The sequence below is a fragment of the Cronobacter sakazakii genome (assembly GCF_000982825.1).
GTDB lineage: Bacteria > Pseudomonadota > Gammaproteobacteria > Enterobacterales > Enterobacteriaceae > Cronobacter > Cronobacter sakazakii.
Map to the genome: position 1 here is coordinate 2,110,676 of NZ_CP011047.1, position 19,416 is coordinate 2,130,091.

17 protein-coding genes are annotated in these 19,416 nt (G+C 61.0%); 11 read left to right on the forward strand and 6 right to left on the reverse strand.

Features of this window, described 5'->3' with window-relative positions; translation table 11 throughout:
- Positions 1-106: 106 nt before the first annotated feature.
- The 4 genes from CSK29544_RS09905 to CSK29544_RS09920 all read left to right on the forward strand — a co-directional run bounded on the left by CSK29544_RS09905 (position 107) and on the right by CSK29544_RS09920 (position 3,256).
- The gene (locus CSK29544_RS09905; RefSeq protein WP_007893846.1) at positions 107-1,150 is read left to right on the forward strand and encodes a DUF1176 domain-containing protein; all 1,044 of its coding nucleotides are present in this window, start codon (positions 107-109) and stop codon (positions 1,148-1,150) included.
- Positions 1,151-1,225: 75 nt separating this feature from the next.
- The gene (locus tag CSK29544_RS09910; protein ID WP_007893843.1) at positions 1,226-2,170 is read left to right on the forward strand and encodes a hypothetical protein; all 945 of its coding nucleotides are present in this window, start codon (positions 1,226-1,228) and stop codon (positions 2,168-2,170) included.
- Positions 2,171-2,390: 220 nt separating this feature from the next.
- Positions 2,391-2,759, forward strand: coding sequence for a hypothetical protein (locus tag CSK29544_RS09915; protein ID WP_004386545.1), 369 nt, complete (start codon positions 2,391-2,393; stop codon positions 2,757-2,759).
- Entirely contained in the window at positions 2,759-3,256 is a 498-nt protein-coding gene (locus CSK29544_RS09920) for a YqhG/Tai3 family protein (RefSeq protein ID WP_029039420.1), read from the forward strand. The genes CSK29544_RS09915 and CSK29544_RS09920 overlap by 1 nt, the downstream gene beginning before the upstream one ends.
- 193 nt (positions 3,257-3,449) lie before the next feature.
- Here the strand turns inward: CSK29544_RS09920 and tkt are convergent, their stop codons facing one another.
- Positions 3,450-5,444, reverse strand: coding sequence for a transketolase (gene tkt, locus CSK29544_RS09925; RefSeq protein ID WP_014728327.1), 1,995 nt, complete (start codon positions 5,442-5,444; stop codon positions 3,450-3,452).
- Positions 5,445-5,464: 20 nt separating this feature from the next.
- Positions 5,465-6,415, reverse strand: coding sequence for a transaldolase (gene tal, locus CSK29544_RS09930; RefSeq protein WP_007893829.1), 951 nt, complete (start codon positions 6,413-6,415; stop codon positions 5,465-5,467).
- A 281-nt stretch (positions 6,416-6,696) separates the two neighbouring features.
- Here tal and maeB point away from each other — a divergent pair, with 281 nt between their 5' ends.
- Complete coding sequence (maeB, locus tag CSK29544_RS09935; protein ID WP_007893826.1) at positions 6,697-8,976, forward strand: NADP-dependent oxaloacetate-decarboxylating malate dehydrogenase; 2,280 nt, start codon at positions 6,697-6,699, stop codon at positions 8,974-8,976.
- A gap of 219 nt (positions 8,977-9,195) precedes the next feature.
- Here the strand turns inward: maeB and fepC are convergent, their stop codons facing one another.
- The 3 genes from fepC to fepD are packed head-to-tail and all read right to left on the reverse strand — an operon-like array spanning position 9,196 to position 11,980.
- Positions 9,196-9,987 (reverse strand): iron-enterobactin ABC transporter ATP-binding protein, encoded by a 792-nt coding sequence (gene fepC, locus CSK29544_RS09940; RefSeq protein ID WP_029039421.1) that lies wholly within the window; start codon positions 9,985-9,987, stop codon positions 9,196-9,198.
- On the reverse strand, positions 9,984-10,976 hold the full coding sequence (gene fepG, locus CSK29544_RS09945) for an iron-enterobactin ABC transporter permease (RefSeq protein WP_029039422.1): 993 nt from the start codon (positions 10,974-10,976) through the stop codon (positions 9,984-9,986). The genes fepC and fepG overlap by 4 nt, the downstream gene beginning before the upstream one ends.
- On the reverse strand, positions 10,973-11,980 hold the full coding sequence (fepD, locus tag CSK29544_RS09950; RefSeq protein ID WP_029039423.1) for a Fe(3+)-siderophore ABC transporter permease: 1,008 nt from the start codon (positions 11,978-11,980) through the stop codon (positions 10,973-10,975). The genes fepG and fepD overlap by 4 nt, the downstream gene beginning before the upstream one ends.
- Before the next feature lie 107 nt (positions 11,981-12,087).
- On the opposite strand from fepD, the gene entS reads away from it, so the two are divergent.
- Positions 12,088-13,332, forward strand: a complete 1,245-nt coding sequence (gene entS / locus CSK29544_RS09955; protein WP_007893817.1) for an enterobactin transporter EntS — start codon at positions 12,088-12,090, stop codon at positions 13,330-13,332.
- A gap of 25 nt (positions 13,333-13,357) precedes the next feature.
- Here the strand turns inward: entS and fepB are convergent, their stop codons facing one another.
- Entirely contained in the window at positions 13,358-14,317 is a 960-nt protein-coding gene (gene fepB / locus CSK29544_RS09960; RefSeq protein WP_007893811.1) for a Fe2+-enterobactin ABC transporter substrate-binding protein, read from the reverse strand.
- A gap of 186 nt (positions 14,318-14,503) precedes the next feature.
- Between fepB and entC the strand changes: the two genes are divergently transcribed.
- From entC to entH, 5 genes are read left to right on the forward strand one after another with little or no spacing between them, the layout of a single operon-like run.
- The gene (gene entC / locus CSK29544_RS09965) at positions 14,504-15,670 is read left to right on the forward strand and encodes an isochorismate synthase EntC (protein WP_007893808.1); all 1,167 of its coding nucleotides are present in this window, start codon (positions 14,504-14,506) and stop codon (positions 15,668-15,670) included.
- A 10-nt stretch (positions 15,671-15,680) separates the two neighbouring features.
- Positions 15,681-17,285 carry a (2,3-dihydroxybenzoyl)adenylate synthase gene (locus CSK29544_RS09970; protein WP_007893805.1) on the forward strand — a complete coding sequence of 535 codons (1,605 nt, stop codon included), beginning with the start codon at positions 15,681-15,683 and terminating at the stop codon, positions 17,283-17,285.
- A 9-nt stretch (positions 17,286-17,294) separates the two neighbouring features.
- Positions 17,295-18,164 (forward strand): isochorismatase, encoded by an 870-nt coding sequence (locus CSK29544_RS09975; RefSeq protein ID WP_007893803.1) that lies wholly within the window; start codon positions 17,295-17,297, stop codon positions 18,162-18,164.
- Positions 18,161-18,913 carry a 2,3-dihydro-2,3-dihydroxybenzoate dehydrogenase EntA gene (gene entA, locus CSK29544_RS09980; protein ID WP_007893801.1) on the forward strand — a complete coding sequence of 251 codons (753 nt, stop codon included), beginning with the start codon at positions 18,161-18,163 and terminating at the stop codon, positions 18,911-18,913. The genes CSK29544_RS09975 and entA overlap by 4 nt, the downstream gene beginning before the upstream one ends.
- A complete protein-coding gene (gene entH, locus CSK29544_RS09985; RefSeq protein ID WP_029039424.1) occupies positions 18,914-19,327 on the forward strand; it encodes a proofreading thioesterase EntH in 414 nt (137 codons plus the stop codon).
- Positions 19,328-19,416 lie beyond the last annotated feature (89 nt).

The following is a 19,416-nucleotide window of genomic DNA, read 5'->3' on the forward strand; positions in this document are numbered from 1 at the left end:
ATTACGGATATTGCTATCCGATAAATCCGATTGAGCCGCCCGTGCAGGGCAACGAAGATAGGCGCGTTTCTTCTACCGCTGTTTACGCCCGGGATACGCGCCGTTCATGCTTTTTCGTCTGCTGTCACTGTTTAGCTGTTCTTTGCTGCTCGCCTCGCCGCTTTGGGCTGCGCCCGCGCAGAAGATTTTTAGTGACTGGCAGGTGACCTGCAATAACCAGAATTTCTGCACGGCCCGTAACATCGGCGGCCATCAGGATCTGGTGATGACGCTGTCGCGCAGCGCCGGTGCGAAACCCGACGCGTCGCTGCGCATCGAGGCGGGCAAACCGGAGGCCGCCGTGAATAAAGCACCGCCGCTTGCCCCGCGTCTCCTGCTGGATGGCAAAACGCTGGTGCCGGCGGGCAGCAAATGGCGTGATATGCCGCGCCGCCTGATGACGGACGACCCGACTACCATTATCGATTTTCTCGATCAGATTAAAGAATCGTCGGTCATTACGCTGAAAGACGGGCCGGGGCGTTTGTCGCTCGACGGGCTGAAAGCCGCGTTGCTGTTTATCGACGCCCAGCAAAAGCGCGTCGGCAGCGAAACCGCGTGGATCAAAAAGGGCAACAACCCGCCGCTCAGCGTGCCGCCTGCGCCTGCGTTAAAGGGCGTCAAAATCACCAACCCGACGCCGACGCCGCTCTCTCACGACGAGCTGAACGAACTGCTCGATTACGGCACCTGGCGGATGACCAACAGCCAGTGCTCGCTTGATCCGATGCGCCGCGAAGTGCGTATTTCCGCGCTTACTGACGACACGGCGCTGATGATAATCAGCTGTGAAGCGGGTGCTTACAACACGGTGGATCTCGCCTGGCTGGTGTCGCGCCAGAAGCCGTTTGCCTCGCGCATGGTGCGCCTGCGCCTGCCGTTCCTGCCTGCCGATAAAGAGCAAGAGCTGGAGCTGATGAACGCGAGCTTCGATGAAAAAACCAAAGAACTGACCACGCTCTCCAAAGGCCGCGGCCTCGGCGACTGCGGCGTCGCGACGCGCTGGCGCTTCGACGGCCAGCGGTTTCGCCTGGTGCGTTACGCCGAAGAGCCAAGCTGCGACAACTGGCACGGTCCGGACGCCTGGCCGACGCTCTGGGTGACTCAATAATCCCGCTTCTGGCGGCGCGCGTTTTTGCGTATATTCCTGTGGCTTAACATAACCAATAACAATGGCAGGGAATGTATGGCTTTCACTCAGGGGCTGCGCGCGGTTCTCGGACTGGCGCTCACAGGACTGACGCTTTGCGCCAGTGCCGCGATGACACCACAGGACGAGCGCGACGCGAACGCGCTGGTCGCGCGCTGGAACGAGTTTAAAAATCATCCCTCCGCCCAGGCAGGCGCGGCGCTTTATGGCGAACAGGTCAGCTGGTACGGCAAAGCGCTTGCGCGCGACGCCGTTATCCAGGAAAACGCCGCCTTCGTGCAAAAACATCCGCACTACGCACAGGCCATCATCAGCAATATCACGCTCACCGAACAGGACGGGCAGCCGCTTGCCGTACAGGCCACGTTTGTGAAACAGGCGGGGCTTGAGCCGCAAACGCCGCGCAACTACCCGGCGCAGCTCACCTTAACGAAACAGGCCGCAGGCTGGCGCATCAGCGAAGAAACCGACTGGATAACCGAGGCGAATCGCCAGAAAACGCGCGATTACCGTCTGGCGGGCGGGCGGTTTAACGGCAGCGCCAAAAGCTACGCCTGGCTGACGGCGCATGACCCGAAAACCAACGGCGTCTGCGATGAGAGCGGTGACTGCGAGTGCCAGCTGTGGAACAGCGATCCGGCGATCAAACCGGCAGCAATTCCCTCCTGCATCGGTGGCGGCGTCGAGGTGCTCTCCAACCTTGACGACAGCGGACGCGACCGTGCGCTGATTTATCCCGAATGGTGGAGCAGCGCCTGGCGGGCGACCTATCTCTATGACGTGCAGCAACAGCAGTGGGTAAAAGCGATTCCCTCGTTTTCCATGAACCTGAACGTGCAGGAGGATGTGGATGGCACGTCGCTGGTGACGCGAGACCCAGAGCATCCTGGGCAGGTGATTGTCTCGCAGGCGCAGTGGGATGAGAAAACGGAAGATATTGTGATAAACAAAAGCGCCGAGACGCTGAACGTTCTGAAATAAAACCGCGCCGGAAATAAAAGCCAGCCTGTTAAGGCTAATTTAAAACCCTTGCGCCGAGGAACGAGAGGCACCCGTTCGATCCTGTTTGCTTGCAGGCGAGTTCTGCCGGGCCGAATCCGGAAATAATCATTTTACGTGGGATAATTTCAGCATTTTTTATCCCACTAAATATTTATGGTTAACGTAATAATTCCATTTTTCATGCTTAAAGGAACTAAGAATGAACTGGAATAAAGACGTTGCTATTTCGCACCTCCGCTCCCGCGCGCATGGTCATTCACATAACGAATGTGCGACCTTTACAAGGGAGGCGATAACTGCTGGCGGCATACGGCTGGAGAGAACGCTAAACGCCAAAGATTACGGGCCTGCATTACTGCGCGCTGGATTTCGTGAAGTCCCGCCGGGCTCAACATTATTGAGCGGCGATGTTGCTGTGATTCAGCCGTATCCCGGAGGAAACCCGAGCGGGCATATGACAATGTATGATGGCACGCAGTGGATCTCCGATTTCAGGCAACGCAGTATGTACCCGGGCCCAGGGTATCGCGCCGCCCAACCGGCTTTCAAAATATACAGGATGAATTGATGCGAGCAGTAATAATGTTATGCGCTTTCTTGCTCTCCGCTTGCGCAGTTAAGCCGGAACAGAGCGCGCCGACGCGAGTACATTCTTTTTATTCTACTTATCTGATGTCTCTTACAAGTAGCGACCATCAATACTCGCTGTCTGATTTGCGCGAATATGTTTCTGCCGACACGATCAAGAGACTGGAGGATATCGAGTCGATATCAGAACAAGACCTGATTGGCTCGGATTACTTCGCTTATGCACAGGACTATGATCCATCATGGATATCGGCGCTAACTGTCGGTGCCGCCAGACCGTTCATGGGGGGCGAGGTAATGCCAGTATGGATTGGCAGGGAGGGCGGGAAAAAAGTAGAGCTGGAAGTGTTTGTTCGTCGGGAGTCAGACATCTGGAAGATATACCGAGTCCGTGATGTCACCGATAACTATGAGCATCCAATATTTAACGCCGGCGCCATCGCTCGCGCGAAGTCTGCTGCTGAAAGCGGCCTGTAGAGAATAACCCCAGGCATCTGCCGTAATGCCGCTCACTTAAGCTTTATGTGATTTAAAGCTGAACGGATAACGAAATCCATATCGTGTGCAGTCATAAAAAAGCCAGAATCAGGAAACTGACTCTGGCTTATTTCTTACTGGCAGAATCGTTCAGATACGCTTAAACGATCGGCCTCAGCCCGTTAAGGCTGGCTTATTTGCCGAGCACTTTGCGGGCTTTTTCTACCACGTTTTCGACGGTAAAGCCGAAGTACGGGAAGAGTTTCTCCGCGGGCGCGGATTCGCCATAGCCGGTCATGCCGACGATAGCGCCTTTCAGGCCGACGTATTTGTACCAGTAGTCGGCGATGCCCGCTTCCACCGCCACGCGCGCGCTGACGTCGGACGGCAGCACCGATTCACGATAGGCTTCATCCTGCGCGTCAAAGACATCAGTCGACGGCAGCGACACCACACGCACCGCCACGCCGTCGCCGCGCAGTTTTTCTGCCGCCTGAACGGCGATTTCCACTTCCGACCCGGTGGCAATCAGGATCAGATCCGGTTTGCCGCCCGCGTCTTTCAGGATATACCCGCCGCGCGCCACATCTTTCAGCTGCTGCGGCGAGCGCTCGATCTGCGCCAGATTCTGACGAGAGAGGATCAGCGCCGTCGGGCCGTTATGGCGCTCGATAGCGGCTTTCCACGCCACCGCGGTTTCCACCTGGTCACACGGACGCCAGGTGCTGAAATTCGGCGTCAGGCGCAGGCTCGCGAGCTGCTCCACCGCCTGGTGCGTCGGGCCGTCTTCCCCAAGACCGATAGAGTCATGGGTGTAGACCATAATCTGCCGCGCCTTCATCAGCGCCGCCATGCGCGCCGCGTTGCGGGCGTATTCGACGAACATCAGGAAGGTGGCGGTGTAGGGCACAAAGCCGCCGTGGTGGGCGATGCCGTTGGCGATGGCCGTCATGCCGAATTCGCGCACGCCGTAGTGAATGTAGTTGCCCGCCGGATCTTCTTTCAGCGATGTCGAGCCCGACCAGATAGTCAGGTTGCTCGGTGCGAGGTCTGCCGAGCCGCCCAGCAACTCCGGCAGTACCGGGCCATAAACGTTCAGCGCGTTCTGGGACGCCTTACGGGAGGCGATTTTCGCCGGTTCCGCCTGGAGTTTTTCAATGTACTCCTGCGTTACCTGCTGCCAGTTTTCCGGCATTTCACCGCCCATACGGCGGTTAAACTCGGCCGCCAGCTCCGGGTAGGCTTCCTGATACGCGGCGAATTTCTCGTTCCAGCTCGCTTCAACCTGGCGGCCTTTTTCCTTCGCATCCCAGCCTTTGTAGACTTCATCCGGAATTTCAAACGGCGGGTAGTTCCAGCCGAGCTGTTTACGGGTCAGCGCCACTTCTTCTTCGCCAAGCGCCGCGCCGTGGGACTCCTCTTTGCCCGCTTTGTTCGGCGAGCCGAAGCCAATCACGGTGCGACAGATAATCAGCGACGGTTTATCGGTAACCTGTTTCGCCTCTTCAATGGCGCGCTTGATAGCCTCTGGATCGTGGCCGTCAATCTCATGCACTACGTGCCAGTGGTAGGCTTCAAAACGTTTGGCGGTGTCGTCGGTAAACCAGCCCTCGGTTTCGCCATCAATCGAGATGCCGTTGTGATCGTAGAAGCCAATCAGCTTGCCAAGACCCAGCGTGCCCGCGAGCGAGCAGACCTCATGGGAGATACCTTCCATCAGGCAGCCGTCGCCCATAAACACATAGGTATTGTGATCGACGATTTCATGGCCCGGGCGGTTGAACTGCGCCGCGAGCGTTTTCTCGGCAATCGCCAGACCCACGGCATTCGCGAGCCCCTGACCGAGCGGCCCGGTGGTGGTTTCCACGCCCGGCGTATAGCCGATTTCCGGGTGGCCCGGCGTTTTGGAGTGCAGCTGGCGGAAGTTTTTTAGCTCTTCCATCGGCAGGTCGTAGCCCGACAGATGCAGCAGGCTGTAGAGCAGCATCGAGGCGTGGCCGTTGGAAAGAATAAAGCGGTCGCGGTCATACCACGTCGGGTTTGTCGGGTTGTGTTTGAGGAAATCGTTCCACAGCACTTCGGCGATATCTGCCATCCCCATCGGCGCGCCGGGGTGACCGGATTTGGCTTTCTGAACCGCATCCATGCTCAGCGCACGGATGGCGTTGGCTAAAAGCTGACGAGACATGTTTCTCTCCATGGCAAAAGTTAAAGTTTGGCGGCAAGCAGATCTTCAAGTGAACGCTGGTCGACAGCGAACTGGCGAATGCCTTCGGCCAGTTTTTCGACCGCCATCGCGTCCTGGTTATGCTCCCAGCGGAATTCCGCTTCGGTCATCGGCTGCGGACGGTTAAAGCCCTGGGAGGCCGGAATAAGCTTACGCGCCACCGGCGCATCGCTCTCCTGCAACTCTTTCAGCAGGTTAGGGGAGATGGTCAGACGGTCGCAGCCCGCCAGCGCCAGGATCTGCTCGGTACGGCGGAAGCTCGCGCCCATCACGATGGTCTGGTAGTTATGCTGCTTGTAGTAGTCGTAGATGTTACGCACCGACTTCACGCCGGGATCTTCATCAACCACATACGGGTCCATCGGTTTGCGGGTGTTGTACCAGTCATAGATACGGCCCACGAACGGGGAGATGAGATACACCCCCGCTTCGGCGCAGGCGCGCGCCTGGGCAAAGGAGAACAGCAGTGTCAGGTTGCAGTGAATGCCTTCTTTTTCCAGTTCTTCTGCGGCGCGAATGCCTTCCCAGGTGGAAGCGAGCTTAATCAGAATGCGCGATTTATCGATGCCCTGTTCCTGGTACAGCTCCACCAGGCGACGCGCTTTGGCGATGCTTTTTTCTTTGTCGAACGACAGACGCGCGTCCACTTCGGTTGAGACGCGTCCTGGAATACTTTTCAGAATTTCCGCACCCACATTGACGGCCAGTTTGTCACTCGCTTCCGCGACCTGCTCTTTTTGCGTGCTGCCGCGTTTTTTGCCGTATTCCAGCGCATCGGTGAACAGATGCTGGTAATGCTCAAGGCTTGCGGCCTTCAGCAGCAGGGAAGGGTTGGTGGTCGCGTCCTGAGGCTGATAGTTACGAATGGATTCAATATCGCCGCTGTCGGCGACTACCGTTGTGAATTGTTTAATGCCATCGAGTTGGTTCATTTTGCTACTCCTTGAAAAGCAAAGATTTTATGGGGCGCTGTCAGTGTCGCCCGCCGGGATCTCATCAGGGACATAACAAAAAAGCATAGCAGACGCGCATAGCAATGCTTTCCCGAACCGGCAACATCGCTGCTATAAATTGATAACATCAAAGGGTTGCATGACTCAGAGTTTGGCGGTCTTCAAAGTTTAGCCGCCGCTAACGGGCGATACTGACGGCCTGGTTAAACGAGCGTGCGACACGCCGCTTCATACCCTGCAGAAGAAAAAGGATCAGTAAAATGGATGAGCAACTAAAACAGAGCGCCCTCGATTTTCACGAATTCCCTGTCCCAGGCAAAATTCAGGTTTCTCCGACCAAACCGCTGGCCACTCAGCGCGATCTGGCGCTGGCCTATTCGCCAGGCGTAGCCGCGCCCTGTCTGGAAATCGCCGCCGACCCGCTGGCCGCCCATAAATACACCGCGCGCGGCAACCTCGTGGCGGTTATCTCCAACGGCACCGCGGTGCTGGGGCTTGGCAATATCGGCGCGCTGGCCGGTAAACCGGTGATGGAAGGCAAGGGCGTTCTGTTTAAGAAATTCGCCGGTATCGATGTGTTTGATATCGAAATCGACGAACACGATCCCGATAAAGTCATCGATGTGGTGGCGGCGCTGGAGCCGACCTTCGGCGGCATCAACCTGGAAGATATCAAAGCGCCGGAGTGTTTTTATATCGAGCAGAAGCTGCGCGAGCGCATGAATATTCCGGTGTTCCATGACGATCAGCACGGCACCGCCATCATCTGTACCGCCGCGGTGTTAAACGGCCTGCGCGTGGTGCAGAAAAACATTTCCGACGTGCGCCTCGTGGTTTCCGGTGCGGGCGCGTCCGCCATCGCCTGTATGAATCTGCTGGTGGCGCTTGGCATGCAGAAGCACAACATCGTGGTGTGCGACTCCAAAGGCGTTATCTACAAAGGCCGTGAAGAGAACATGGCGGAAACCAAAGCCGCTTATGCGATTGACGACAACGGTAAGCGCACGCTGGGCGACGTGATTGAGGGCGCGGATATCTTCCTTGGCTGCTCCGGCCCGAAAGTCATGACCCAGGAGATGGTCAAAAAGATGGCGGATTCGCCGCTCATCCTGGCGCTCGCCAACCCGGAGCCGGAAATCATGCCGCCGCTCGCCAAAACGGTGCGTCCGGATGCGATCATCTGCACAGGCCGTTCAGATTTCCCGAACCAGGTGAACAACGTCCTCTGCTTCCCGTTTATCTTCCGTGGCGCGCTGGATGTCGGCGCGACCGCCATCAACGAAGAGATGAAGCTTGCGGCGGTCCACGCCATCGCTGAACTGGCACACGCCGAGCAGAGCGAAGTGGTGGCCTCCGCGTATGAAGATCAGGAGCTGTCGTTCGGGCCGGATTACATCATTCCGAAACCGTTCGATCCGCGCTTAATTGTGACTATCGCGCCTGCGGTAGCGAAAGCGGCGATGGATTCCGGCGTGGCGACCCGTCCGATTGAGGATTTCGACGCTTATAAAGACAAACTCACCGAATTTGTCTACAAAACCAACCTGTTCATGAAGCCGGTCTTCAACCAGGCGCGCAAAGATCCGAAGCGCGTGGTGCTTACCGAAGGCGAAGAGCCGCGCGTGCTGCACGCCACTCAGGAGCTCATTACGCTTGGGCTGGCGAAGCCGGTGCTGGTGGGCCGTCCTGGCGTTATCGAGATGCGCCTGAAAAAACTCGGTCTGCAAATCGAGGCGGGCAAAGATTTCGAGATCGTGAATAACGAGTCGGACCCGCGCTTTAAGGAGTACTGGAACGAGTATTACAGCATTATGAAGCGCCGTGGCATCACGCAGGAGCAGGCGCAGCGCGCAGTGATTGGCAACAGCACGGTGATTGGCGCTATCATGGTGCATCGCGGCGAAGCCGACGCGATGATTTGCGGTACGATCGGCGATTATCATGAGCATTTCAGCGTGGTTCAGCAAATTTTCGGTTATCGCGACGGCGTGAAAGCCGCAGGTGCGATGAACGCGCTGCTGCTGCCGAGCGGCAATACGTTTATCGCCGATACCTACGTGAACGACGATCCGACGCCGGAACAGCTGGCGGAGATCACCGTCATGGCGGCGGAAACGGTGCGTCGTTTCGGGATCGAACCAAAAGTGGCGTTGTTGTCGCATTCCAACTTTGGCTCTTCCGATTCGCCTGCCGCCAGCAAAATGCGCGAAACGCTACAGCTGGTGCGTGAGCGCGCCCCGGATCTGATGATCGACGGCGAGATGCACGGCGACGCGGCGCTGGTAGAGAGCATCCGCAACGATCGTATGCCGGACAGCCCGCTGAAAGGCTCGGCCAACATCCTGATTATGCCGAACGTGGAAGCGGCGCGTATCAGCTATAACCTGCTGCGCGTATCAAGCTCCGAGGGCGTGACCGTGGGGCCGGTGCTGATGGGTGTGGCGAAACCGGTACATGTGTTGACGCCGATCGCCTCGGTTCGCCGTATCGTGAATATGGTGGCGCTGGCGGTGGTCGAAGCGCAAACCAACCCGCTGTAATTGGTTAACGGCGGGTGCGCAGGCTTACCCGCCCTACACGGCAAAGTGGTTATTCGTGGTTTTGTAGGGTGGGTAAGCGAAGCGCACCCACCTGACATTAACCCGGCGGGTGCGCAGGCTTACCCGCCCTACAAGGGAAAGCGGTTGTTCGTGGTTTGTAGGGTGGGTAAGCGAAGCGCACCCACCATTTTTCCAGCCGCACCCGCCATTCACCCACGCTCACCGCCGCCCGAGCGGCACCACCAGCGGCGTACCCGCCACCGGATCCTCAATAATCATGCATCGTAACCCGTAAATTGCCTCGATAAGCGCCGCGTCCACAATCTCTGACGGCGCGCCCTCGGCGATAATCTTCCCGTCCCGCAACGCAATCAGATGATTCGCGTAGCGGCACGCCTGGTTCAAATCGTGCAGCACCGCGGCAAGCGTATACCCCTGCTCGCGGTTAAGCGTGCAGAGCAGTTCCAGCAGATCGATCTGATGGCTGATATCAAGCCAGGTGGTTGGCTCGTCGAGCAGCAGAATTGAGGTCTCCTGCGCCAGCACCATCGCAATCCAGGCGCGCTGGCGCTGGCCGCCGGAGAGCGTATCGACGCTCTGGTCGGCAAGCGCGGTCACGCCGGTCGCCGCCATGGCTTTTTGCACCGCGCGCTCGTCCTCGTCGCGCCAGCGGGTAAACAAAGGCTGATGCGGATAACGCCCACGCGCCACCAGCTCCGCAACGGTGATATCCCCCGGCGCGCTGGCGTTCTGCGCGAGCAGGCCAATGCGCCGCGCCACCTCTTTAGTGGCGAAGTGCTGAATAGCCTCGCCATCGAGGCGCACCTGCCCGCCGAGCGGCTTCATCAGGCGGCTCAGCGTGCGCAGCAGCGTCGATTTGCCACAGCCGTTCGGGCCGATAATCGCGGTAAATTTGCCATCGGGGATCGCCACGTTCAGCCCGTCGGCGACGCGAAAATCGCCGTAGCCCAGCGTCAGCGCTTCGCCGGTTAAGCGTGAAGTCATAGTCATTTCCTGCGTGACTCCTGTATCAACAAGGCGATGAGATAAATGCCGCCGAGGCAGACAGTGACGGTGCCCACCGGCAGCTGATAAGGCGTGAACAGATACTGAGCGCACAGGTCAGCGGCCAGCAGCAGCAGCGCGCCGCACAGCGCCGCCTGCGTCAGCCCAAAGCGCGCGGTGCCGCTTAAGCGACGCGCGACATGCGGGGCCACCAGCGCCACAAAGGAAATCGGCCCGGCCATCGCCGTCGCGCCTGCGGTCAGCACGACGCCGGTCAGCATCAGCAACAGGCGGGAGCGTTCCACCGCCACCCCCAGCGCGCAGGCGCTGTCGTCGCCCATCTCCAGCAGCCGCATCCGGCGCACCAGCAGCGCGCTCGCCAGCAGCGCCAGCACAAGCAGCGGGGAGGCGGGCAGCGTTTTCCCCCAGGTAATGCCGTTCAGCGAACCGGCGTTCCACAGGCCCGCGGACAGCGCCGTCTCAAGCGACGCCTGCAGCAGCAGCCAGGTATTGAACGCCACCAGCATCGCCCGCACCCCAATGCCGATAATAATCAGCCGGAAAGTGTCGATGCCGTTGCGCCAGGCGAGCAGCCAGACGACAAACGCCGTCAGCGTGCCGCCCGCGATGGCGGCGAACGCGATAGCGGATTGATGCTGGCCCGCCAGCACCATCGCCACCAGCACGCCGCTCCACGCGCCGGTGTTGAAGCCCATCACATCCGGGCTGCCTAAAGGGTTGCGCATCAGCGACTGGAAAATCGCGCCGCTCACGCCGAGCGCGGCACCCAGCAGCAGCGCCATCGCCACGCGCGGCAGCCGCCATTCGGTGACGATAAGCGAAACATTGCGCGGCGCGTGGCCGGTCAGCGCGTCCAGCACCTGGCGGGCCTCAAGCGTCACCGCGCCCTGCGTCAACGCCCAGAGGCCGAGACCTGTGCACAGGCTCAGCGTCAGTAGGCAAAAGAGCCCTAAACGAGGGGGAACGGATCTCATAACGCGCCTCCGCCGCGCCGCTGGCGCACCAGATAAATGAGCGCGGGCGCGCCAATAAACGCGCTGACCACTGAGACCCTCAGCTCGCCCGGCACTATCAGCCTGCCAATGATATCCGCGAGCAGCAGCAGCGACGGCGTGGCGAGCAGCGTCACCGGCAGCGACCAGCGGTGATCCGCGCCCACCAGCCAGCGCGCCAGGTGCGGCATCATCAGGCCGATAAAGGCGATGGGGCCGACCACGGCGGTGGCGCTGGCGCACAGAAGCGTAATGGCGACAAGCCCTAGCACCTGCGTGCGCGCCACGCGGCTGCCGAGCGCCGTCGCCGTGTCGGCTCCCATACTGAGACTGTTCAGGGCGCGCCCCAGCAGCAGCGCGATAACCGCGCCCGTGAGCACGAGCGGCGCGATGGCTTTAAGCGTCGTCAGCGTGCGGATATCAAGCGAGCCCGCCTGCCAGAAGCGCAACTGGTCATACACCGTCGGGTTTAAGAGCGCGATACCGCCGGAAAGCCCTTCCAGCACCGCGGCCAGCGCCACGCCCGCGAGCGTCAGGCGCACCGGGCTAAGCTGTCCGCCGCCCGCGCTGCCGGTAAACGCCACGATGAGCGTGGCGGCCAGCGCGCCGCACAGCGCCAGCGCGAGAACAGGCAGCGGATCGTTCACGCCCCACAGCGCCGCGCCCAGCACAATGGCGAAGCTGGCACCGGCGTTCACGCCTAACAGGCCGGGGTCGGCGAGCGGGTTGCGGGTCAGCGTTTGCATCAGCGCGCCGGCAAGCCCGAGCGACAGCCCGGCGACAATCCCCGCAAGGGTGCGCGGCAGGCGTGCGTCGAGCACGATAGTGCAGTCCGCCTCGCGGCAGGTGCCGGTGAGCGCGTCCATCACAAGAGAGAAGGGCAGGGATTTGGCGCCCACCCGCAGGCTGAGGGCGGCCATCAACAGCAGCAATAACAAGAGACACAACAGGACAACCATCCTGGAGGAAAGGCGCGAGGCCGACATAACGCACATCCTGGAATCGATAATGATAGTTATTATCACTCTTATCTGGCTATGTTAGCATGGCCGTCCCGTTATCCGGCAAGGAAAATTCGCGTTAAGGCCCTGTAATGAACCGACATTCGCTGTTGCTCAACCTCTCGTTACTGAAAACTCATCCCGCTTACCGCGCCGTCTTCCTGGCGCGCTTTATCTCCATTCTCGGTCTTGGTCTGCTTGGCGTGGCGGTGCCGGTACAGATCCAGACGCTCACCGGCTCGCCTTTTCAGGTGGGGCTTGCGGTCACGCTTACGGGGGCGGCGATGTTTATCGGGCTGATGACGGGCGGCGTACTGGCCGACCGCTACGAGCGCAAAACGCTCATTCTGCTGGCGCGCTCCACCTGCGGCCTCGGGTTTATCGGGCTCTGGGTCAACGCCATGCTGCCTGCGCCGTCGGTTATTGCGATTTACGCGCTCGGGCTGTGGGACGGGTTTTTCGGAGCAATCGGCGTGACGGCGCTGCTGGCGGCGACGCCCGCTATCGTCGGGCGTGAAAACCTGATGCAGGCGGGGGCGATTACCATGCTGACGGTGCGTCTGGGGTCGGTGATTTCGCCGCTGCTCGGCGGGATGCTGCTCGCCTGGGGCGGTGTGGCCTGGAACTACGCGCTGGCGGCGCTCGGCACGTTTCTTACGCTCCTGCCGCTGCTGACCCTTCCGGCGTTGCCTGCGCCGCAGATGCAGCGCCAGCATCCGCTGCGCGCGCTGGCCGACGGGCTGCGCTTTCTCGCGGCAAGCCCGGTGGTGGGCGGCGTGGCGCTGATCGGCGCGCTGCTGACGATGGCGAGCGCGGTGCGCGTGCTCTATCCGGCGCTTGCGAACCACTGGCAGATGGCGAGCGGCGAAATCGGCGTATTGTACGCCGCCGTGCCGCTTGGCGCGGCGCTGGGCGCGCTCACCAGCGGCGGGCTCGCGCACGCGCCACGCCCGGGGCGCACACTGCTGGTTTCTTCCGTGCTGGCGCTCGCGGCTGTTAGCGTGTTCAGCCTGATGCCGTTCTGGCCGCTGGCGTTTATCTGCCTGACGCTGTTCGGCTACCTGAGCGGCGTGAGTTCGCTGATCCAGTATCAGCTCATCCAGACCCGCACGCCGGATCACATGCTCGGGCGCATCAACGGGCTGTGGACGGCGCAAAACGTGACGGGCGACGCCATCGGTGCGGCGGCGCTCGGCGGCATGGGCGCGTGGCTGTCGCCCGTGAGCGCAGCGAGCGTGGGCGGGATGGGGCTTGCGATTATTACCCTTGCGCTGGCACTGCTGCTGGCGGAACTGCGCTGTCTACGCCAGCCGCCGCCGGAACCCGCGCCGCATTAAAAAAGGGGCCAGTCGGCCCCGTTTTTTATTGTTTGAACAACGCTTCAAGCCGTTTCAGCAACAGGCTGGCGCTGTAGTAATCGAGCCGGAAAGTCTCGGTGCCAAGCGCGTAAACGCGTTTATTTTTCACCGCCGACAGGTGCGCGAGCAACGGGTCGCGCATCAGTGCCGCCGCGTCTTTATCATCAGCCGCGAACAAAAACAGCGTCTCGCCGTTCAGCCCCGCCGCCAGATTTTCCCCGCCGAGCTGAATAATGTCGTGGCGTTTGCCCATGCTGGTGAGGCCGTGCGCGGCGGGCGGCGGCGCGAACGTAAAGCCGAGCTGGCCGAGCAGTTTCCCCTGCGCCGATTCGGCGGTCCAGAGATTCGCGCCGTGCGCGGCAGGGTTATAAACCAGCGCGCTCACGGGCTGCGGCGGCAGCGTCATCTGCGCTTTTGCCTGCGCAAGCTGCTGATCAAACTGCGCGATGCGTTCGGCGGCCTGCTTCTCATGGCCTGTTATCTCGCCAAGCTGCGTTAACAGTGCCTGCCAGCTTTTGTCGTCGTAATTGATGATTAATGTCGGCGCGATAGCGGAAAACTGTTCATACAACGCCTGCGCGGAATCGCCGCCGGTCGCGCTCACCAGTATCAGATCCGGCATCTGCGCGGCGACGGCTTCAGCGTTTGGCTCGCCGATGTACAGCCGCTCAACATGACGCGCTTTGGCGATATCACCCCACTGGCGCAAAAAACCCTGGTCGTCAGCGACGCGGTTGCCGGGCGACGTCGCGCCGCTTGCCACCACCGGAGCATCAATCGCCAGCAGCGAACCGGTTAGCGTGACGCTGGTGGAGACGATGCGCTGCGGCGCTTTTTCAAGCGTATGTACGCCGCGGCTGTCGGTCACCTGACGCGGCCACGACGCCGCCTGTGAGACTGAGGATATTCCTAAAACCAGCAGGCTGGCGACGAATGCGGCGCGCAGAGCGGAAGTGAACGTCACGGCAACAATTCCTGTACGATGAGTTAATAATGCTTCTCATTTTCATCATTTGCCGACAGGATGCAAGCGCCACTGTCGCCTTCACTTCACCCCCATGGTTGACAACCCCGTCATTTCGCCTTAGGTTACGCCTCCAAATACAAATGATAACAATTATCAGTTCACTTTTTGGTACAGGAGGAGCGCATGGATACGTCACTGGCCGGGGAACGCTGCGACGCTGCCGCAACCCTTTCATCTGACAGCTTTTTCTTCATGTCGCCTTATCGCAGCTTTACCACGCGCGGCTGTTTTAGGCGGCTGGAGACGCCCGCGGCCGACGGCGCAGCGCGTCACGGCGTGTTTCAGACCGCGTTGCGTAACGCGTTCGACAGCGCCCGCAGGCAGGGCATTGCGCGCCCCATGATCGTTGGCGCTATCCCGTTCGATACCCGCAAACCCACTGCGCTGTTTATTCCTGAAAGTTACAGTGACACCGCGCGCGGCGGTTATTCGCTTATCGACAACAGCGCCGCGCCGCGAGTGATGAGCCGTGAGGCGCTCCCGGATGAAGAGACGTTTATGGCGATGGTGGCGCGCGCCGCCGCGCTGACCGCGACGCCTGCGGTCAGCAAAATCGTGCTCTCCCGCCTTATCGACATTACCACCGAACAGGCTCCGGACAGCCTCGCGCTGCTGGCGCGTCTGGTGGCGCAAAACCCCGCGAGTTTTAACTTTCACGTGCCGCTGCCGGACGGCGGCGCGCTGCTCGGCGCAAGCCCGGAACTGCTGCTGCGCAAAGATGGCAATACGTTCAGCTCGCTGCCGCTGGCGGGCTCCGCGCGCCGCCATGCCGACGCGGCGCAGGATAAAAGCGCAGGCCAGGCGCTGCTCTGTTCGGCCAAAGATCGCCATGAACATGAACTTGTGACGCAGGCAATGCGCGACGTACTCGCGCCGCGCAGCCAGCGCCTTGCGATGCCGGGCGCGCCGGAGCTGATTACCACGCCGACGCTCTGGCATCTCGCGACGCCTGTGGAGGGCGAAACGCGCTTTGCGGATGACAACGCGCTGTCGCTCGCCTGTCTGCTGCACCCGACGCCCGCGCTGAGCGGTTATCCGCACGAGGCGGCGAAAGCGTATATCGCTGAGCTGGAGCCGTTCGAGCGCGAACTGTTCGGCGGGATCGTCGGCTGGTGCGATGCCGACGGCAACGGCGAGTGGGCGGTGACTATCCGCTGCGCGCGTTTGCGGGAAAACCAGGTGCGGCTGTTTGCGGGCGCGGGCATTGTTCCGGCGTCCGATCCGGCCTCGGAGTGGCGCGAAACCGGCGTCAAGCTCTCCACCATGCTCCACGTTTTAGGTCTTCACTGAGGTTTTACGCATGACGATCCCTTACACCCGCTGGCCGGATGAACTTGCCGCGCGCTACCGCGCCCGCGGCTACTGGCTTGACCTGCCGCTCACCGATATTCTGAGCCGCCACGCGCAGAGTGCCGCGACGGCGCTTATCGACGGCGAGCGCCGCTACAGCTACCGCGAGCTGGACGCGGCAGCTACACGTCTTGCGGGCGCGCTGGCGTGTCGCGGGCTTCAGCGCGGCGATACCGCGCTGGTGCAGCTTGGCAATGTGGCGGAGTTTTACATCGTGTTCTTCGCGCTGCTGAAAATCGGCGTAGCGCCGGTTAACGCGCTGTTCAGTCATCAACGCACCGAGCTTGACGCTTACGCGCGCCAGATTGCCCCCGCGCTGCTGATTGCCGACCGCGAGCACGCGCTCTTTAGCGACGACGCGTATATCACGGCGCTGAAAGCGCAGTGTTCGTCGCTGCGGGTAACGCTTCTGCGTGGCGACGGGCTGGAGGCGCTCATTTCAGCGCCGACGACGGATTTCATTCCCACGCCGTCCGCTGCCGATGAAGTGGCGTTTTTCCAGCTTTCTGGCGGCAGTACCGGCACACCGAAGCTCATCCCGCGCACGCACAACGACTACTACTACAGCATTCGCCGCAGCGTGGAGATTTGCGAATTCAGCCGCGAAACGCGCTACCTCTGCGCGCTGCCCGCGGCGCACAACTACCCGCTAAGCTCCCCCGGCGCGCTCGGCGTCTTCTTCGCCGAAGGTTGCGTGGTGCTGGCGCGCGACCCGAGCGCGACGCTCTGCTTCCCGTTGATTGAGGCGCACCAGATTAACGTCACCGCGCTGGTGCCGCCCGCCGTCAGCCTCTGGCTGCAGGCCATTCAGGAGTGGGGCGATAACCGCCAGCTGGCATCGCTGAAACTCTTGCAGGTCGGCGGCGCGCGGCTTTCCGACACGCTCGCTGCGCGCATTCCGGCGGAAATCGGCTGCCAGCTTCAGCAGGTGTTCGGCATGGCCGAAGGGCTGGTGAATTACACCCGCCTGGACGACCCGGACGAGCGCATCTTCACCACCCAGGGCCGCCCGATGAGCCCGGACGATGAAGTCTGGGTAGCCGATGAAAACGGCAATCCGCTGCCGCGCGGTGAAACGGGACGGCTGATGACGCGCGGCCCGTACACCTTCCGCGGTTACTACAACAGTCCTGAACACAACGCCAGCGCCTTTGATGAGAACGGCTTTTACTGCTCCGGCGATCTGGTGGCCATTGATGAGCAGGGCTACATCACCGTTCAGGGGCGCGAGAAAGATCAGATCAACCGCGGGGGCGAGAAGATCGCCGCGGAAGAGATCGAGAACCTGCTGCTCGGCCACGAGGCCATTGTGCATGCGGGGCTGGTCTCGATGGAAGACAGCCTGCTTGGCGAAAAAAGCTGCGCGTATATCGTCATCACCCGCCCGATCAAGGCGGTGGAGATCCGCCGTTTTTTACGCGAGCTGGGCGTCGCCGATTTCAAACTGCCGGATCGCGTGGAGCGCGTCGATGAACTGCCGCTTACGCCGGTCGGCAAAGTAGATAAAAAACAATTGCGTCTGTGGCTGGCCGCGCGTCAGCCCGTCTCTGAGTAAGGAAAGAAGATGGCTATCCCAAAACTGAACGCCTATACGCTGCCCACGGCGGCGGATCTCCCGCAAAATAAAGTGAGCTGGGCGCTGGAGCCGCCGCGCGCCGCGCTGCTCATTCATGATATGCAGGAGTATTTCCTTAACTTCTGGGGCGAAAACTGCCCGATGATCGAGCATGTGGTGGCGAATATCGCCGCGCTGCGAGCGTACTGCAAGGCACAGGGCATTCCGGTTTATTACACCGCGCAGCCCAATAACCAGAGCGACGCCGATCGCGCGCTGCTGAACGACATGTGGGGGCCGGGGCTGAATAGCCATCCGGAGAAGCAAAAGGTGGTTGCGGCGCTGGCACCGGATGCCGACGACACCGTGCTGGTGAAATGGCGCTACAGCGCGTTTCACCGCTCGCCGCTTGAGCACGCGCTGAAAGAGACGGGCCGCGATCAGCTCATTATCTGTGGGGTGTATGCGCACATCGGCTGCATGATCACCGCCACCGACGCGTTTATGCGTGATATTCAACCGTTTATGGTGGCCGACGCGCTGGCGGATTTCAGCCGGGATGAGCACCTGATGGCGCTTAATTACGTCGCGGGCCGAGCCGGGCGCGTGGTCATGACCGCCGATCTGCTGCCTGCCAGTGAGCCGGACGCGCCGGGCAGCAAAGCGGCGCTGCGTGCGCTGGTGCTGCCGCTGCTGGATGAGTCCGACGAGCCGGAAGATGACGAAAACCTGATCGACTACGGTCTCGACTCGGTGCGCATGATGGCGCTGGCGGCGCGCTGGCGCAAAGTGCATGGCGATATCGACTTCGTGATGCTCGCGAAAAACCCGACCATCGATGCCTGGTGGGCGCTGCTAAGCCGGGAGCCGCAGGCATGACGCTCGATTTCCAGGGGAAAAACGTCTGGGTGACCGGAGCGGGCAAGGGCATTGGCTACACCACCGCGCTGGCGTTTGCCGCGGCGGGCGCGAACGTGACTGGTTTTGATCTCGCGTTTCCACTGGCTGATTATCCGTTCGCCTGTGAAACGCTGGATGTGGCAGACGCCGCGGCGGTGGCGGGCGTTTGCGAGCGGTTGCTCGGCAATAACCCGCGCCTTGACGTGCTGGTGAACGCCGCGGGCATTCTGCGCATGGGCGCGACGGATGAACTCGCTCCCGACGACTGGCAGCAGACGTTCGCGGTAAACGTGGGCGGCGCGTTTAACTTCTTTCAGCAGACGATGGCGCAGTTTCGCACGCAGAAGGGCGGGGCTATTGTGACCGTTGCTTCCGACGCCGCCCACACGCCGCGCATCGGGATGTCGGCGTATGGCGCATCAAAAGCGGCGCTTAAAAGCCTGGCGCTGACCGTGGGGCTGGAGCTGGCCTCCTTTGGCGTGCGCGCAAATCTGGTGTCGCCGGGTTCGACCGACACTGATATGCAGCGCACGCTCTGGAAAAGCGACGATGCCGAACAGCAGCGCATTCGCGGTTTCGCGGAGCAATTTAAGCTCGGCATTCCGCTCGGCAAGATTGCGCAGCCGCAGGAAGTGGCGAACACCATCCTGTTTCTCGCCTCGGATCTTGCGAGCCACATTACGCTGCAGGATATCGTCATCGACGGCGGCTCAACGCTTGGAGCATAGATGATCTGGAAACGACACATGACGCTTGAGGCGCTGAACGCGACCAGTACTGGCACGCTGGTGGAAAATCTCGGGATTGTTTATACCCGTCTGGGCGACGATCTGCTGGAGGCGACGATGCCGGTCGATACCCGCACGCATCAGCCGTTCGGTCTCCTGCACGGTGGCGCCTCCGCGGCGCTTGCCGAAACGCTCGGCTCGATGGCCAGTTATCTGACCACCCGCGACGGGCAGTGCGTGGTGGGCACCGAAATCAGCGCGTCTCATCATCGCGCGGTGTCGCAGGGCCAGGTGCGCGGCGTCTGCCAGCCGCTGCATCTGGGGCGGCAGAGCCAGTGCTGGGAAATCGTGATTTATGACGAACAGGGGCGGCGCTGCTGCACCAGCCGGTTAAGCACGGCGATTCTGGGATAGATTTTTTGTGTGGTGGGTGCGCCTTCACATCTGGCGGGTGCGCTTCGCTTACCCGCCCTACAAAAGCCCGGTTCACAAAGGATGTAGGG